15 protein-coding genes and 1 pseudogene are annotated in these 16,385 nt (G+C 43.8%); 3 read left to right on the top strand and 13 right to left on the bottom strand.

Annotation, left to right across the window (positions count from 1 at the left end):
• Positions 1-12: 12 nt before the first annotated feature.
• Positions 13-1,206, bottom strand: a complete 1,194-nt coding sequence (locus tag ITG10_RS13715) for an ISL3 family transposase (protein ID WP_248386447.1) — start codon at positions 1,204-1,206, stop codon at positions 13-15.
• A 201-nt stretch (positions 1,207-1,407) separates the two neighbouring features.
• Between ITG10_RS13715 and ITG10_RS13710 the strand changes: the two are divergent.
• Positions 1,408-2,382, top strand: a pseudogene (locus ITG10_RS13710) (IS110 family transposase); the annotation flags it as partial.
• A 337-nt stretch (positions 2,383-2,719) separates the two neighbouring features.
• Here ITG10_RS13710 and ITG10_RS13705 read toward each other — a convergent pair.
• A complete protein-coding gene (locus ITG10_RS13705) occupies positions 2,720-3,922 on the bottom strand; it encodes a methyltransferase (protein WP_017629878.1) in 1,203 nt (400 codons plus the stop codon).
• 149 nt (positions 3,923-4,071) lie between these two features.
• A complete protein-coding gene (gene cysB, locus ITG10_RS13700) occupies positions 4,072-5,046 on the bottom strand; it encodes an HTH-type transcriptional regulator CysB (RefSeq protein WP_004741986.1) in 975 nt (324 codons plus the stop codon).
• A 322-nt stretch (positions 5,047-5,368) separates the two neighbouring features.
• Between cysB and ITG10_RS13695 the strand changes: the two genes are divergently transcribed.
• Both ITG10_RS13695 and miaE read left to right on the top strand, forming a co-directional pair.
• The gene (locus ITG10_RS13695) at positions 5,369-6,133 is read left to right on the top strand and encodes a hypothetical protein (RefSeq protein WP_017629879.1); all 765 of its coding nucleotides are present in this window, start codon (positions 5,369-5,371) and stop codon (positions 6,131-6,133) included.
• Between the two features lie 103 nt (positions 6,134-6,236).
• Positions 6,237-7,031, top strand: coding sequence for a tRNA isopentenyl-2-thiomethyl-A-37 hydroxylase MiaE (gene miaE, locus ITG10_RS13690; protein WP_277619141.1), 795 nt, complete (start codon positions 6,237-6,239; stop codon positions 7,029-7,031).
• Positions 7,032-7,134: 103 nt separating this feature from the next.
• Here the strand turns inward: miaE and pyrF are convergent, their stop codons facing one another.
• The 10 genes from pyrF to msbA all read right to left on the bottom strand — a co-directional run bounded on the left by pyrF (position 7,135) and on the right by msbA (position 16,359).
• Entirely contained in the window at positions 7,135-7,830 is a 696-nt protein-coding gene (gene pyrF, locus ITG10_RS13685) for an orotidine-5'-phosphate decarboxylase (RefSeq protein WP_017629880.1), read from the bottom strand.
• Between the two features lie 130 nt (positions 7,831-7,960).
• Positions 7,961-9,136: a lipopolysaccharide assembly protein LapB gene (lapB, locus tag ITG10_RS13680; RefSeq protein ID WP_016769333.1), complete on the bottom strand. Its 1,176-nt coding sequence runs from the start codon at positions 9,134-9,136 to the stop codon at positions 7,961-7,963.
• Positions 9,137-9,148: 12 nt separating this feature from the next.
• The gene (locus tag ITG10_RS13675; RefSeq protein WP_010439925.1) at positions 9,149-9,421 is read right to left on the bottom strand and encodes a lipopolysaccharide assembly protein LapA domain-containing protein; all 273 of its coding nucleotides are present in this window, start codon (positions 9,419-9,421) and stop codon (positions 9,149-9,151) included.
• A 129-nt stretch (positions 9,422-9,550) separates the two neighbouring features.
• On the bottom strand, positions 9,551-9,835 hold the full coding sequence (ihfB, locus tag ITG10_RS13670) for an integration host factor subunit beta (protein WP_017060238.1): 285 nt from the start codon (positions 9,833-9,835) through the stop codon (positions 9,551-9,553).
• Positions 9,836-9,935: 100 nt separating this feature from the next.
• Positions 9,936-11,606: a 30S ribosomal protein S1 gene (gene rpsA, locus ITG10_RS13665; protein ID WP_061031784.1), complete on the bottom strand. Its 1,671-nt coding sequence runs from the start codon at positions 11,604-11,606 to the stop codon at positions 9,936-9,938.
• A 106-nt stretch (positions 11,607-11,712) separates the two neighbouring features.
• Complete coding sequence (cmk, locus tag ITG10_RS13660) at positions 11,713-12,393, bottom strand: (d)CMP kinase (RefSeq protein WP_017060237.1); 681 nt, start codon at positions 12,391-12,393, stop codon at positions 11,713-11,715.
• A 276-nt stretch (positions 12,394-12,669) separates the two neighbouring features.
• Positions 12,670-13,416, bottom strand: a complete 747-nt coding sequence (kdsB, locus tag ITG10_RS13655; protein ID WP_017631701.1) for a 3-deoxy-manno-octulosonate cytidylyltransferase — start codon at positions 13,414-13,416, stop codon at positions 12,670-12,672.
• Positions 13,416-13,607: a Trm112 family protein gene (locus tag ITG10_RS13650; protein ID WP_017631700.1), complete on the bottom strand. Its 192-nt coding sequence runs from the start codon at positions 13,605-13,607 to the stop codon at positions 13,416-13,418. Before ITG10_RS13650 ends, kdsB begins: the two co-directional genes overlap by 1 nt.
• The gene (lpxK, locus tag ITG10_RS13645) at positions 13,588-14,595 is read right to left on the bottom strand and encodes a tetraacyldisaccharide 4'-kinase (RefSeq protein WP_017631699.1); all 1,008 of its coding nucleotides are present in this window, start codon (positions 14,593-14,595) and stop codon (positions 13,588-13,590) included. Before lpxK ends, ITG10_RS13650 begins: the two co-directional genes overlap by 20 nt.
• A gap of 15 nt (positions 14,596-14,610) precedes the next feature.
• Positions 14,611-16,359, bottom strand: a complete 1,749-nt coding sequence (gene msbA, locus ITG10_RS13640) for a lipid A ABC transporter ATP-binding protein/permease MsbA (protein ID WP_248386446.1) — start codon at positions 16,357-16,359, stop codon at positions 14,611-14,613.
• Positions 16,360-16,385 lie beyond the last annotated feature (26 nt).

Raw genomic sequence — 16,385 nt, 5'->3', positions numbered from 1 at the left:
ATTAAAAAAGGTTCATCGCGGCTTTCCGGGGAAAGCCGCTTTTATCTTCAAGAAGAAGTAGTCTGTATCTCGATATCCATACCCCATTCGCTTGATTAACTTTATTTTGTTGTTTATCCCTTCCAATGTGCAGGTGTTGAGCGGATAAGTTGCCGATGCAATAATACCGTGAAGATAAGGCCTCAGTTTTCGTGCAAACTCTTTCAATGGCTTAATTCCACTCTCTTGCACTTGTGCCCACCATACCTCCCAGAGCCCCTTAGCATGTGCTTCTGATTTACAGTAACAAAGCTCTTTGAGTTGTGAGCCGAGTATATAAGTGGCCATCAAGTCCTTATTGATATTCAATATTTCAGTAAGATAGCTATCTTGTCGTGCATTTAAATTACCTCTGTTTTTCAGCAGTACCCAGCGTGAGCGCTTCACCCATTGCCTCGCTTTTTTATCCTGCTTGAGTTTGTTAGCTTGGTCGACTCTGACTCTATCCATCACCTCACGACCGAACTTAGCAACAACATGGAATAAGTCGTAAACGATTTTTGCATTCGGGCAGTGCGCTTGAACTTCAAGGTCAAAAGCCGTATTCATGTCCATTGCGACCGCTTCGATATTGTTACCATGCTTGCCTAACTGCTCGAAAAACGGTCGTATGTCCTTGCGGCTACGACCTAACCCTATCCAAATGACTTGGTGAGTCTTAGCATCAGCGATGACTGTGGCATATCGGTGCCCTTTAAAGATGGCGAACTCGTCCATGACGAGTTGCCTTAGCCCTTCCCATTTCACTGACGGTACCACTTGGCGAAGTCGACGTTTATCTATCTCTTTAATGGTGTGCCAATGAACGCTCGTTAACTGGGAGATATGCTTAATGGGAAGAAGAGGCAGTAGTTGTTCTATATAACTTTTTAGACGCGTCGTTATACGAGCATAAGGCTCTAACCAAGATAGAAACTCTGTTTTTATGCCGCAGTCACGACACTTGATCCTTCGAGTTTGAACGGAAAGCTCAACAGGAACATTGAACAACATGGCCTCTTTCACATGACGCCATTGATACTCATGGATAGCCTCAGCTTCAAGACCGCAAAGGCATTTAGCCTCAGAATTAGGTTTAAGAGTTAGTGTAACAAGTGATGCTGTCTGGTGAGACTTTACTATTTTAAAGCCTTCCCAGAATGAAGATAGGAAAGTATGATTCGGCATGAAAACGGTAGTTTGTGTATGATTTTTGTTTGGCGACTAAACCATATCACTTACTACCGTTTTTTTGTTTTTAGTTCCCGCTAATCCGCGATGAACCTTAAAAAAGCCAGTCCGACATTTGTTGAACTGGCTTAATTATATGGTCCGCCTCACTCTCAAGCCCTTAAGCTTAGAGTAGGCTCTCAGAATGAGGTGAACCATATGTCTTCTATTCATATTTTAGGTATCGACCTAGGTAAACACTGCTTCCATGCTATCGCACATAACCGTTGTGGGGTGGAGGTGCTTCGTCGTAAATTTAATCGCAATCAACTCTTAATCTTTCTTAGTAAAATAGAACCAACAACTATTGCTTTCGAAGCTTGTGGCGGTGCTCATTGGCTTGCTCGAAAGTGTGGTGAGCTTGGTCATCAACCCCGACTTATTCCTCCTCAGTATGTAAAGCCTTATGTCAAAGGCAATAAAAACGATTTCATCGATGCTTCAGCGATCGCAGAGGCTGCGAGTCGACCGACCATGAGATTTGTGGCTGTAAAAGTGAAGAGGCTCAAGTCATCGCAGCGATTCATCGAGTCAGAGATAGTTATATCAAGGAGAGAACCGCCACTATGTCGCGGATCGGCGCGATCTTACTTGAGTTTGGCCTTAGCTTTCCCAAAGGGCATGCAAAGATGAAGTCTCTGTTTCAATGGTTAGCAGAACAAACAGTATCACTACCAAAAAGCTTGCTATGTGAATTGATATCTATCCATGAACACTACAAGTACCTCAATGAACAAATCAAAACCCAAGATATCAAGCTTCAAACTATTGTTGATAATAACGAAAGTGCTCAATTATTAAAAACTATCCCTGGAATTGGCGATCTTACCTCCACATTGTGTATTGCTGATGTAAGCTCTCCGAGTAACTTCACCAATGGCCGCGAGATGGCGGCTTGGTTGGGACTTGTACCAAGGCAATTCTCAACGGGAGGAAATACCAAGCTACTTGGTATGAGTAAACGAGGAAATAAGCACCTCAGAAACTCTGTTTATCCATGGCGCAAGAGCTGTACTCTCTAGGCTAGAGACGACAGGGAAAGTGTTTGGAGAGTGGCTTGTGAACCTACGAGCCACCAAACCATTTAATGTAGTGGTAGTTGCATTAGCCAACAAGCTAGTGAGGATAGCTTGGCGGTGTTATACCACCGCCAAGCTTTTAAGGCTGTTTAGCTATAACCAAGTTTGCAACGCCAATGAACGTGATGACAAAAACGGTCAATCGGCCAGATTAAGAACCTGACACAAAAAATAGCAATCAATGCTTTGGGCTTTTAAGGATAATCTGGCGCGGATATCATCGTGGAGCTGGGAAGCTAGTGCTCCCAACAAGGACTCCGAATACATTAGCGCAAACCAACTCCGTTATTACTTAATTGTAGTTGCAATAACGGGGCGGACCATACATTTTTGTATCTATAGCACTATCGCTCGTGAACTATGATCAACGGCCTGCCTTATACTCTTGAGATTTATCGGCCACTCTTAACACCATGAATCAGCAGATTTCGAGGCGTGACACTGCGTTCACAAAACTCTTCGATGCTTGCCTCATAGCCTTGCTCTTGCAGGTAAAGAGCGCGATCCAAAGCTAGCCATATCTCCAATGGTCGCCTGAAAACTTGCTGAACTAAGCTCAGCTTCTCCATTTCCCAGAAAAGTTTCTCTCCTTGAGCAAAATAAAATTCAAAATCCATATCCGAACCAAGTGGTAACTCTTTCACTTCAGAAGCCCACAGACAAAACGATTCAAACCCTTCAGATAATTCTGATTTTTTGATGCTCGGCACTGGGATGTATTCATCGATGTTTAGCTCAGACTTAAGCAGTTGGCTAAAACCCAAACGATAGCTCATCTCTAACTGACGATGTCGCTTTACTCTTTCACCACCTGTAACCGTTTCTTGAAGTGGGATTCGTAAATCACTCTTGCTCAATGTCAAAGCCGAGCTTTTCGCAACCGAAGACATTGTTTGATAGTTTTCTTCACGAATAAGGTGATAACAACAAGGAGAGATAGTGACTGCTGGTAGACCATGTGACACAGATTTTTTAACTAACTCAACATGAAGATCGCCACAGGCGTGCAGTGCGACAGCGTGTTGGTTTGAATTAAATACCTCATCTGCACTTTCAGAAAACGCATCACCTTGAACAAACGTCATTTCTAAACGTTGTGCATCTGCAATCTTTTGCCCGCTTTCGCACAGCGATTGTTGCCATTCGAAGCTGGTCACTTTTTGCTTCGATTGTTGAGATAAGATTCGACCAAGGAAGCCTTTTCCAGAACACCACTCCAACCACTCTTTGCCATGATGATGTTCAAGCGAAGCCTCGCCCATCGAAACAATCTGTTGTAGCTTTCTTCCCGGAATACCATCTTCGGTACCTCGTGGAAGTGTTAACCCTTTAAGAGCTGTGGTAGTGAACTGAATGCTTTGATTCGCCTCCTCTAACTCGGGAAGAAAACCAATAAGCTCTTCGGCCAACACTTGAGGCTGCTCTTTTAGAATCTGAATATTCTCAATACTCAATCTATCCAACCAATCGACAAGCGGGCGATTCACATCAACCCAAGGTTGTTGCTGAGTTTGGCATAGGTGGAAAGGCTCTGAACGCCAGTAAACCTGGTGCTCTAACAAGAATGAGTCGAGTATTTTAAATCGTGAATGCATGCTTCCCCCTATGGTGCGAGGATTGTAGGGGTAACAAACGGAAATGGAAAGGCTCGATATAAAAGAGAGCAGTAAAGAGAGTTCGAAATCAGATAGAAAAACGGCCTGTAGAGACAGGCCGAATTAGAATCTAGATTTGCACGTTGAGATTAACGAACAGGTAGCTCGATATCTTTAAACATCTCTTCAATCTCTTCATTGGATTTCAAAGAAATAGCCTGTTCTACCACAGGGCGAGTTAAGTGCGGTGCAAAGCGCTCCATGAAATCAAACATGTAAGAACGCAGGAAGGTGCCCTTTCTAAAGCCGATGCTTGTCGTACTCGCACCAAATAGGTGGCTTGCATCAATGGCAACCAAATCAGTATCTTGTTCATGGTCAATCGCCATACTCGCGATAACACCAACACCAATGCCCATGCGAACATAAGTTTTGATTACATCCGCATCTGTTGCGGTAAACACAACGCGCGGTGTTAGACCAACTTTGTTGAACGCGGTATCAAGCTCAGAACGGCCAGTAAAACCGAATACGTAGGTCACTAGAGAGTAAGCAGCCAGATCTTCAATGGTAATATTTTGCTTTTGAGCAAGAGGGTGATCTTTGGTTACTACGATTGAGCGATTCCAATGGTAACAAGGCAGCATGATCGCGTCTTGATAAAGGTGAAGTGCTTCAGTCGCAATCGCAAAGTTTGCAGTCCCTTTCGCAACGGCCTCAGACATTTGACTCGGTGTGCCTTGATGCATGTGGAGCGAAACTTTAGGGTAACGTGCTGTGAAACCTTTAATCACATCAGGAAGAGCGTAACGAGCTTGGGTATGAGTCGTTGAAATGTTCAATGTGCCCATCTCTGGATGAGTATGCTCACCCGCAACCGCTTTAATACTTTCAACACGAGCTAAAATCTCTTGAGAGATACGAATGATATCCTCGCCAGCTTGAGTCACCTGCGTTAAGTGCTTGCCGCTTCGCTCAAAGATCTGAATGCCCAGCTCATCTTCAAGTAATCTAACCTGTTTACTGATACCTGGCTGAGATGTGTATAAACTCTCTGCGGTCGCAGAAACATTTAGGTTATGGTTTACAACCTCAACAATGTACTTCAGTTGCTGTAACTTCATATCTAACCTCGTAATCCTTTACTCATTTCTGTGCTAACATATTTGCAAAGAGAGCGTTATAGTCTCGTGTAATATAATTAATAGTTATAACGCTTCAAGCACAAAAATGACAGAAAAATTGAGCTTTTATAGCTTAACAAACAAAAACATCACTAACGCTTTGCAACCCACTCCTCATTCTCATACATTAGTTGATAAATTTTGATTGCCGATTGCGCTCAACAAGAGATAATCAGAAATTGCAATTTACGAGTGCCGATACATAATGGAATCGTGTATCCTCTCCAGTTAGCTATAGAAAACAACAAGCAGACACAAATATATGAATATTGGTTTAATAATCGCCTTAGTAGCCGTTCTTTTGGTGTTGGTTTTAGGCTACAACATCATGCTTCAATACAAAGTTAAGGTAGAAACAGCGAAGAAACAGGAAGCTTCTCGTTATCTAACCATTATTGACGGAACTGAAGAGCTGATTGGTAATGCCCACCATATGCCGTTTAGCCAAGATCTTCTTGTATGCTTAAATAATCGAATTCTTGATGCATTAGAAAATATGTATCAGCTCGACCCTAAAAATAAGCAACTCGCTCAACGTATCGAAAGCGTGAAGCAGCAAATCACTCAGCTTAAAGAGAACTACCAAGGTGGCGAAAGTACAGCTTTCCGCGTACCAAGCAGTGATAAGCAAGCGATCATGATGCTTAAGCTAGTCAAACGCCTTCGCGATACAGTCCGTAATGAACACAACAAAGGTCGTTTTGAAACCCAAGCTTATGTGGTTGAGAACGCTCGTCTCGAGACAATTCAAATTCGTATTAACATCGAGAACGTTATCAAACGTGCAAACGACTCAATTTCACGCGGCCAACCAGGCACAGCAATTCAGTTACTGCGTAAAGGCATTGATGCGTTAGCAACCAAAAACGACTCATACTCTAATCAAGCAAAAGAGAAGCTTCAGCAGATGCTTAACGACCTTGATCAGAAGCGCCAAGATAAAAACGCGCAAGATTTACAACAGATGGAATCTAAAGAGCGTGACGACGATATGGATGCTCTATTCGGTCAGAAGAAGAAATGGTAATCGTCTAACCCAAACAAGAAAAGGCCGCCTTATTTGCTTAAATAGGCGGCCTTTTTTGTACCTAGTTAATTTCCTTTCTCCGTATAGGGAGATCTAGTGAGCTGTGATAAAATCCCGCATTATCAACAAACTTTCCCCGACCATGTATCAAGAACTATTAGCTCCAATTCACTCCTTTCTTAAAGCCGAAACGCCAGATTCATGGATCGATGAAGCCAAAAAGCCAGAAAACCTTCACATCATTCTTCGTGACCACATGCTTTGTGAGCTAAAAGCGGCTCAAAGCGCCCTGTTTCTTATCCGTAAGTACGCGGTTGATAAAGAGAGTGCCAAGCAACTGAATGAGTGGATCTTGCCATACGAGCAGTTTGCTTATCGTCGTATCGGAGATCTAGAGTCACTTCGTGGTAAAAGCAACGTATCAAAGCAAATCACAGCGAAAGAAGGCTGTAATTACGGAGCTGACCTTATCGATAAAATGGTTCTACTGATTAAAGAAGAACTGCATCATTTCTATCAAGTGATGGAGTTGATGGAAAAGAAAGGCGTGACTTACCAACCGATTGAAGCGGGTCGTTACGCGAAGGGGTTGATCAAGCAAGTTAAAACTTACGAACCAGATGCTCTGGTTGATAAGCTGATCATCGGTGCGTTTATTGAGGCTCGTTCTTGTGAACGCTTCGCTAAATTGGCTCCTTTCTTAGAAGAAGACATGGAGAAGTTTTACGTGTCTCTACTTCGTTCAGAAGCGCGTCACTATCAAGATTACCTTGAACTAGCAGAGCAGATCGCAGGGAAAGATATCTCTGAACGTATTGCTCACTTTGCTCAAGTAGAAGCTGACCTGATCACTTCAGACGACAGTGACTTTAAATTCCATAGTGGTGCGCCGGTTTAAGTTAAGCCAACCGAGCCCAAACAAGCTCTGTTTCTCGAAAACAAACAAGAAAGCCAGCAATTTGCTGGCCTTCTTTATTCGTATCGCTAGCTATAAGAGAAACTTAAGCTAGAGTACCGTTAATCTCAGCAAGAACCGCTGCTGGGTCTATAGCTTGAGTAATTGGACGACCGATAACTAGGTAGTCAGAACCTGACTCAATCGCTTTAGAAGGCGTCATGATACGCTTCTGGTCACCAACATCAGCACCTACAGGGCGAATACCTGGAGTCACTAGTTTAAACTCCTGACCAAGTGCACCTTTCAACAATGAAGCCTCTTGTGCTGAACATACCACACCGTCTAGACCAGAGTTTTTAGTAAGAGAAGCCAAGCGCATTACTTGCTGTTGTGGCTCTAGGTTTAAACCGATACCCGCTAGATCAGACTGTTCCATACTGGTTAGTACAGTCACACCAATAAGCAGCGGGCGATCTTTACCATACGGTTCTAAGATTTCGCGAGAAGCCGTCATCATGCGCTCACCGCCACTTGCGTGTACGTTCACCATCCATACGCCAAGTTCAGCAGCAGCGCGCACTGCTTTTGAACATGTGTTAGGAATGTCGTGGAATTTAAGGTCTAAGAATACTGAGAAACCACGCTTATGTAATTCACGAACAAACTCAGGGCCAAACAAGGTAAACATCTCTTTGCCGACTTTTAAGCGGCAAGATGCTGGGTCAATACGATCAACAAAGGCTAACGCATCCGCTTGGTTGTCATAATCCAAGGCTACAATGATTTTTTGGTCGTTCATTTCATCTCCTAACGCAGTTAACTTTCTACAAAACATTTACTCACCTACACATAGCGGGTGATAAATAACAGTCATAAAAATGCAGCCCGAAAGCTGCAATTAAAAATTTGGTCTTAAAATGACCACAAATCTATTCACCATCAAGCCCACGAATAGGCTTGATCGTTCCCCACCCTTTACATGAAGGGCAGTGCCAATACATTGAGTGTGTTGAGAAACCACACTGGCGGCAACGGTAATGAGGCTTAACTTTAAGCTGCTCACCAACCATGGATTGAAGCGTGGTTAAACTATCTTTCGCTCGACCTTCTTCTGCTTCTGCTAGGTGATAATCGATTAATCGATAGAAGCCTTTCATGGTTGGGTTTTTAACAAGTTGCTTGGTCAGTAGCTCTTGAGCAGAGCCAACATCTTCATGGTGAGCAACTAATTGAGCAAGCATCAGTTCCGCAGATACGCCGGCTTTCTTCTGAATACACGCTTTAAGGAATTCGACCAGTTGAGCTTCTTGTCCAAGCTTGTGGTAACACTCAGCAAGGGTTGGCAACACCTCACTAATGAAGTCGATATCTTGCTCGAGTACCGATTCAAGACAATCGATGGTCTTTTGGTAATCTTCGTTCGCTAAATGGAACTTACCTAAAGCAATGCTAGCACGAACACATTTAGGGTCCTCAGACAGAGCCTTCTTGAAGTGTTGCAGCGCTTTAGAGCGGTTACCATCAGCTTGTTCTTGCATCGCAAGCTCACACCAGAAATGCGCGACTGTGGCACGCATCTTCATTTTCTTCTTACCGAGTTTAACTAAGATATTTCCGTAATGGATAGCTTTGTTCCACTCACGTGTTTGCTGATAAATAGCAACCAACTGTTGCAAAGCACCTTCTTTATGATCGGGTTCTTCTACAAGCTGTTCAAAGATTTTTTCGGCGCGATCAAGAAAGCCAGAGACCATATAGTCTTTAGCTAATTGTTGTAGTGCGAGGTTTTTCTGATCGAGCGTTAACCCCGAACGAGAGATAAGGTTTTGGTGAATGCGAATAGCGCGGTCGACTTCGCCTCTTGAACGGAACAAGTTGCCCAAAGCCAAATGAGTATCGATGGTTTCATTGTCTACTTGAAGTAGCTCGATGAAGTGATCAACCGCTTTGTCAGATTGGTCTGACAGTAATAGGTTCAAACCCGTCACGTATTGACGGGAGATCTGGTGTGATTGTTTTTGTTTTTCTTGCTGAGCGTTACGATTACCCATATACCAACCATAAGCGGCTGCGATAGGCAAAAGTAAGAACAGTAACTCTAACATCAAATATAGCCTTTAAGCTTTAGTATCAGCAGCGACCTGCTTTGATTGCTTATTGAGTTGCTTCTTCAAGCGATGAATTTTTAGCTGAGACCGCATGTGCATGTTACCAAAGACTAACCAAGCAAGGCCAAAGCCTGAAACGAATACAACACCTAATAAACTTGATAAATGGAAGTCACCTTGTGCAAGCAGATAGTTGAAATTCACAGTTGTTTGGTTTTGAGAGCCTAAAGCCAGTGCAATTAGGAAAAGTGCGATAACGGCGACTATTTTTATAATTTTCATAGTTCATCACTCATTGGTTGGTTAGCTGTACGATTATGCAGGAAAATTACTAATCAGACCACCATATTATGGTCATAAAAAAGCGGCATACATTATAGTATGCCGCTTTTCTTAATTCCGATAAGTAGGCTACATTCCTGAGTTTACTCGTTCACGCAGCTCTTTACCTGGTTTGAAGTGAGGAACGTATTTACCTTCTAACTCTACTTTGTCACCAGTCTTTGGGTTACGTCCAACACGAGGCTCACGATAATGCAGAGAAAAGCTGCCAAAACCGCGAATTTCGATTCGATCACCACTTTCTAGTGTTGAAGCCATATGCTCTAAAATGTCTTTTACAGCGTCTTCAATTTCTTTTGCAGAAAGATGCGTTTGCTCAGCGCACAGTCTTTCAATCAATTCAGACTTAGTCATAGTTACCCTCGTTGGTTTTCTTTTTAGAAATTATAGACCTATCGGAAAAATAAGCAAAAAAAAAGGAGCCTTACGGCTCCTTTCTTAGCGAAAAATTAAATTATTCGCCTTTAGCAGCTTTGAATGCGTCTGCCATTGCGTTACCGAACGCGCCTTCTTCAGACTTGTTCAGTGAAGCCATTGCTTCTTGCTCATCAGCTTCATCTTTAGCTTTGATAGATAGGTTGATTACGCGGTTCTTACGGTCTACACCAGTGAACTTCGCTTCAACGCTGTCGCCAACGCTTAGGATTAGAGATGCATCTTCGATACGGTCGCGAGAAACTTCAGAAGCGCGGATGTAACCTTCAACGCCTTCGATTAGCTCGATAGTAGCGCCTTTCGCGTCAACTGCAGTAACAGTACCGTTTACAAGAACACCTTTCTTGTTGTCAGCAACGTATGCGTTGAACGGGTCGTTTTCCATTTGCTTAACGCCAAGAGAAATACGCTCACGCTCTGCATCTACTGCTAGAACAACTGCTGAGATTTCGTCGCCTTTCTTGTACTCACGTACAGCGTCTTCGCCAGCAACATTCCAAGAAATGTCAGATAGGTGTACAAGACCGTCGATACCGCCTTCTAGACCGATGAAGATACCAAAGTCAGTGATAGACTTGATCTTACCAGTAACTTTGTCGCCCTTAGCTTGCATTTCTGCAAATGACTGCCATGGGTTAGCTTTACACTGTTTCAGACCTAGAGAGATACGACGACGTTCTTCGTCGATATCAAGAACCATAACCTCAACTTCGTCGCCAACATTAACAACTTTAGAAGGGTGGATGTTCTTGTTAGTCCAATCCATTTCAGAAACGTGTACTAGACCTTCAACGCCTTCTTCGATTTCAACGAAGCAGCCGTAGTCAGTTAGGTTAGTAACACGACCAGAAAGCTTGTGACCTTCTGGGTAACGCTTAGCGATTGCTACCCATGGATCTTCGCCTAGTTGCTTAAGACCTAGTGAAACACGAGTGCGCTCACGATCGAACTTAAGAACTTTAACTAGGATTTCGTCACCAACGTTAACGATCTCTGATGGGTGCTTAACGCGCTTCCAAGCCATATCTGTGATATGTAGAAGACCGTCAACACCGCCAAGGTCAACGAATGCACCGTAGTCAGTAAGGTTCTTAACGATACCTTTAACTTCAGTACCTTCTTGTAGAGTTTCAAGAAGTTCGTCACGCTCAACACTGTTTTCAGATTCGATAACAGCACGACGAGAAACAACAACGTTGTTACGCTTCTGGTCTAGCTTGATTACTTTGAACTCTAGCTCTTTGTTTTCTAGGTGAGCAGTGTCACGGATAGGACGTACGTCTACTAGAGAACCTGGAAGGAAAGCACGGATACCGTTAAGTTCAACAGTGAAACCGCCTTTAACTTTACCGTTGATGATACCAACAACAGTTTCAGCTTCTTCGCAAGCTTTCTCAAGTACGATCCAAGCTTCGTGGCGCTTAGCTTTCTCACGAGAAAGTTGAGTCTCACCGAAACCATCTTCAACAGCGTCTAGAGCTACGTCTACTTCAGCACCAACTTCAACTTCAAGTTCGCCAGCAGCGTTCTTGAATTGTTCAGCAGGGATAGCAGATTCAGACTTAAGACCAGCGTCTACAAGAACGAAACCGTTCTCGATAGCTACTACAGTACCTTTAACGATGCTGCCTTGTTGGAATTCTGTTTCGTTTAGAAACTCTTCAAAGAGTTGAGCAAAAGATTCAGTCATTATTTAATCTTCAATAATTAAACGTCCATGGGTATCCTACCGCATGGGGTTGATAAATTCGCCGGTCATCATCCTTGCGACCAACGTTCTTGCCAGCCGGGTAGAATTACCCAGCTAGTTTCGATTCAATATAGTGTAGTGCTTTTTCTACTACCTGCTCAATATTCATTGAGGTGGAATCAAGCACTAGAGCATCCTCTGCAGGGCGAAGTGGCGCCACTGGGCGATTACGATCTCGGTCGTCTCGCTCTTGGATCTCGCTCAAAAGGTCGTCAAATTTAACATCTAACCCCTTCTGTTGCAACTGTTTAAGGCGGCGACTCGCACGCTCTTCAGCACTTGCATCTAAAAATATTTTCGCTTCAGCTTCAGGGAACACAACCGTTCCCATGTCACGGCCATCAGCCACTAGGCCAGGCGCTGCACTGAATGCACGTTGACGACGAAGCAGAGCTTCACGAACGCGAGGTAAAGCAGCAACTTTTGAAGCCGCCATGCCAGTCTCTTCTTTTCGAAGCTCACCCGACACGTCTTCGCCTTCTAAGATAACCTTAACTAGGTCGCCTTCAGCAATAAACTGTACGTCTAAGTGAGTGGCAAGCGGTACTAAAGCATCTTCTGATTCAGTATCTACACCGTGATGAATTGCCGCTAACGCCAGTACGCGATAGATCGCACCTGAGTCTAGAAGATGAAAGCCTAGCTTATCTGCTAGCAACATACACAGGGTACCTTTACCTGCACCACTTGGTCCATCAACCGTAATCACTGGGCTTTGAGAAGGCATCTTTTACTCCACGTTTTGTCGTAAGTTTTATTCTGTACTAGCGATTCGCCACTACTTTATAGGCGGCATATTATAGAGAAAAATTGGAAGTCGAGCGAGGTAAATCTCAGATAATTCAGAGTTGATGATGCATTGACGAATGCAACCGACTCAATATCCACCAGCTTAGGTCAATAAGACACGTACACATTTTCTATAGGTATAAAAAAGCCTCGCAATAAGCAAGGCTCATGATTTTGCACTTCGTTGCGCAAAGAAGTGTTCGCTCAAAGAGGCTTAACCAATGATGGCGCGAACCGCTTCTAGGTCTTCTGGGGTATCGACACCCGCTGCAGGCGCTTCAACCACTACGTCTACGTGGATCTTCTCTCCGTACCAAAGTACGCGAAGTTGCTCTAGGCACTCAATACGCTCTAGGGTACTCGGTTCCCAATTGATATACGTATTGATGAAACCCGCTCGGTAAGCGTAGATACCAATATGACGAAGCAAAGGAGATTCCGCAGCTGTACCGTTGTTCGCGTAAGCATCACGATCCCAAGGAATCGTCGCACGACTAAAATACAGTGCGTAACCGTCTTTATCCGTCACGACTTTTACAGCGTTAGGATTAAACACTTCATCAGCGTGAGTAATTTCTACGCCTAACGTTGCCATTGGTGCGGTGCTGTTTGCGAGGTTATTCGCCACTTGATTAATAATGGCAGGCGGGATAAGTGGCTCATCACCTTGAACATTCACTATGATATGGTCATCAGGAATCTTCATTACCTCAATCACTTCAGCTAAGCGCTCAGTACCTGATTCATGATTCGGTGATGTCATACAAACGGTTGCACCAAATGCTTTCGCCGCTTTTTCAACTCGAGCGTCATCGGTAGCGATAATAACGTTATCAGCACCTGCCTTCATTGACTGTTCGTATACCCATTGAATCATCGGCTTGCCGCCAATGTCAGCCAGAGGCTTACCTGGCAAACGGCTCGATTGGTATCTTGCCGGTATAACAACCGTGTAAGACATTACTTGCCCTCGTCCATTGAAAGAGTGCGAGCTTCAGGTTCAAGAAGAACAGGAATACCCTCTTTGATTGGGTAAGCTAAGCGATCGATTTTACAAACAAGCTCTTGCTTGTCCTTGTCCTTGTCCTTGTCATAAGTTAGTTTACCTTTACATACAGGGCAAGCAACGATCTCAAGCAGACGGTGATCCATAGTATTCCATAACCTCATTTATTCTTTTTAAAATTTGCTGTTGTGAATCTTCGTCGAACTGCGCAGAAACTGGAAGATACCACCAATTTTCCTGAGCATATTCTCCGCATTTAACAGCGTCTTTTTCTGTCATAATCATATTCATACCTTTCTTTGCTAAGGTATGAAGTTCATCTTTATCAAAATCCTGATGGTCAGCGAAGCCTTGTGTGAAAACCACATCACCATCAAGATCGTCTAATGTTTTAAAAAAGCGTGGCGGGTGACCGATTCCTGCAAAAGCCACCAGCTTTGGTAATTCAGCGACCGATACTTTCTGACCCGTTTTTAGGTTCACAGCTTGGCTTGGTTGCAAAGACATTGAGAACTCTCGCCCTTGCGCCTTTCCGCCATTGTTAATCAAGAAATCAACATCATCTAAACGTGATACTGGCTCTCGTAATGGACCAAGTGGAATTAGGCTCTCATTACCGAAACGTCTTGCACCATCAATAACTGAAAATTCAATGTCGCGCTCAAGTGCATAATGCTGCAGGCCATCATCAGTAATAATGACATTAACACCTTCACTCAGCAAAGCCTTCACGGCATTTGCACGTACAGGGTCAACCGCAACAGGACAACCGGTTCGCTTGCGAATCAAACGAGGTTCATCACCCGAGTGTTCGGCTGGCGTATTTTCATCTAGAACGAGGGGATAATTTGGCGCTTTAGCTCCATAACCTCGAGACACCACACCAGGTTTAAAGCCATTGGCTTGCAGCATCTCAACCAACCAGATCACAACGGGTGTTTTACCATTGCCACCAGCAGTTATGTTACCAACAACAATTACAGGTAGAGGTGGTCGATAGGTTTCTTTCTTTCCAGAGAGATAAGCATTACGACGCTGCCCACTGATCATTTTGAACAGCTGGCTCAATGGCCACAGAAGTGGCCAAAGTAGATATTTCAACGGATGATTGTTAAACCAAATCTTTTCGATCACAACAACGACCTAATCTTATCCGCTGAACTGAATTCGATGCAGCTGCGCGTAAGCACCATCATGTTCAATAAGTTCTGCGTGTGCGCCTCTTTCTACAATTTGGCCATCATCAACCACTAAGATCTCATCGGCTTGCTCGATAGTCGATAAACGGTGAGCAATTACCAACACAGTCTTATCTTTTTGTAGTTCTTCCAATGCAGACTGAATCGCTCTCTCTGATTCAGTATCCAATGCAGAGGTCGCCTCATCAAGAATCAGTACAGGTGCATCTCTTAATAATGCACGTGCTATCGCAATACGCTGTCTTTGACCGCCAGAAAGGCTTGCGCCATTTTCACCAACAACGGTATCGATGCCATTTTCCATGCCTTCGATAAACTCACTCGCATGAGCAAGCTTGGCTGCGTGTTCAATCTGTTCGCGAGTATATTGCTCTTCTGCAGCATACGCGATGTTGTTCGCGACCGTATCGTTAAACAGGTGAACATTTTGAGAAACAAGAGCAAAGTGCTCACGTAGATTTCTCAATTCGTAATCGCGAATGTCGTGTCCATCCAATTCGATAGAGCCTGAATCGACGTCATAGAAACGAGTAAACAGGTTAGCGATGGTACTCTTGCCCGAACCTGAGCGGCCGACAAGTGCGACTGTCTTACCTTTCGGTATATTAAAGCTGACCTTATCGAGTGCAGGCTTCTCTGCACCATCATAAGTAAACGTCACCTCTTTTACAGCAACCTCACCAGTTACCGTTTTAGGTTTCAACGTACCTGTGTTTTGCTCAGTATCTAGATCCATCAAACCAAATAGTGTGGTACTTGCTGCCATACCGCGCTGGAACTCAGACGTTACGTTAGTTAGCGCTTTTAGTGGACGCAACAAACCAAACATTGCAGAGAACACAACAGTGAATGTACCCGGCGTTAGTTCTGCTTTAATAGAGTCGACACTCGCCAAGAAAAGAACCACCACAATCGCAACCGAAGCGATCATTTGAATGATCGGGTTCGCAGCGGCTTGAGCGGTGATTAACTTCATGCTTTGTTGGCGCATCTGGTTACTTACTTTGTCAAAGCGGTGTTTTTCTAGATCCTGACCACCGTAAGTAAGAACCACCTTGTGGCCTTTCAACATTTGCTCAGCTGAAGAAGCAACGTGGCCCATGCTGGTTTGCATGTTTTTAGAAATCTTTCTAAATCGCTTCGATACAATGCTGATCGCCCACGCAACAAGAGGAGCAACCGCGAATAGAACCAAAGACAACTGCCAGCTGTTCCAGAACATCAATGTTAGCAAACCAATAATACTTGCACCTTCACGTACAATGCTTACTAGCGCTTTGCTTGTTGCGGCAGACACTTGCTCAGAATCGTAAGTAATTCGAGATAGCAGTGCACCTGTCTGTTCTTTATCGAAAAAAGAAACAGGCATGTGCATGAAATGACTGAAAATTTTGCGACGAATCTCCATAACCACATTGCCAGAAACCCAGCTCAAGCAATAGGTTGAGACAAAACCACTGACACCACGAATGAACATCATGGCAAAGATAATGATTGGAAGCGTGCGTAAAAAGTCAGATTCAGCATTACCAAAGCCTTCATCAAGTAACGGCTTTAGTAAGGAAATCATATAGGTATCAGAGACGGCATTTATAATAAGCGCAATAACCGCAACACCAAGGCCAGCCTTATATAATCGAATATAAGTCCAAAGTCTTTTAAACGTGACCCAGGTAGTTTCATCTGTTTGTGTTGACATAGAATCGCTTAATTTTCTCACAATAA

Source organism: Vibrio sp. ED004, assembly GCF_023206395.1.
Taxonomy (GTDB): domain Bacteria; phylum Pseudomonadota; class Gammaproteobacteria; order Enterobacterales; family Vibrionaceae; genus Vibrio.
The sequence above is the reverse complement of the archived record's forward strand: the minus strand, read 5'-3'. Positions and strand labels throughout refer to the sequence as shown.

Excerpts from the sequence above, each read along its gene's own strand:
- ITG10_RS13715 (WP_248386447.1), bottom strand. The coding sequence starts at position 1,206 with ATGCCGAATCATACTTTCCTATCTTCATTCTGGGAAGGCTTTAAAATA.
- ITG10_RS13705 (WP_017629878.1), bottom strand. The coding sequence starts at position 3,922 with ATGCATTCACGATTTAAAATACTCGACTCATTCTTGTTAGAGCACCAG.
- cysB (WP_004741986.1), bottom strand. The coding sequence starts at position 5,046 with ATGAAGTTACAGCAACTGAAGTACATTGTTGAGGTTGTAAACCATAAC.
- ITG10_RS13695 (WP_017629879.1), top strand. The coding sequence starts at position 5,369 with ATGAATATTGGTTTAATAATCGCCTTAGTAGCCGTTCTTTTGGTGTTG.
- pyrF (WP_017629880.1), bottom strand. The coding sequence starts at position 7,830 with ATGAACGACCAAAAAATCATTGTAGCCTTGGATTATGACAACCAAGCG.
- lapB (WP_016769333.1), bottom strand. The coding sequence starts at position 9,136 with ATGTTAGAGTTACTGTTCTTACTTTTGCCTATCGCAGCCGCTTATGGT.
- ITG10_RS13675 (WP_010439925.1), bottom strand. The coding sequence starts at position 9,421 with ATGAAAATTATAAAAATAGTCGCCGTTATCGCACTTTTCCTAATTGCA.
- ihfB (WP_017060238.1), bottom strand. The coding sequence starts at position 9,835 with ATGACTAAGTCTGAATTGATTGAAAGACTGTGCGCTGAGCAAACGCAT.
- rpsA (WP_061031784.1), bottom strand. The coding sequence starts at position 11,606 with ATGACTGAATCTTTTGCTCAACTCTTTGAAGAGTTTCTAAACGAAACA.
- cmk (WP_017060237.1), bottom strand. The coding sequence starts at position 12,393 with ATGCCTTCTCAAAGCCCAGTGATTACGGTTGATGGACCAAGTGGTGCA.
- kdsB (WP_017631701.1), bottom strand. The coding sequence starts at position 13,416 with ATGTCTTACACGGTTGTTATACCGGCAAGATACCAATCGAGCCGTTTG.
- ITG10_RS13650 (WP_017631700.1), bottom strand. The coding sequence starts at position 13,607 with ATGGATCACCGTCTGCTTGAGATCGTTGCTTGCCCTGTATGTAAAGGT.
- msbA (WP_248386446.1), bottom strand. The coding sequence starts at position 16,359 with ATGTCAACACAAACAGATGAAACTACCTGGGTCACGTTTAAAAGACTT.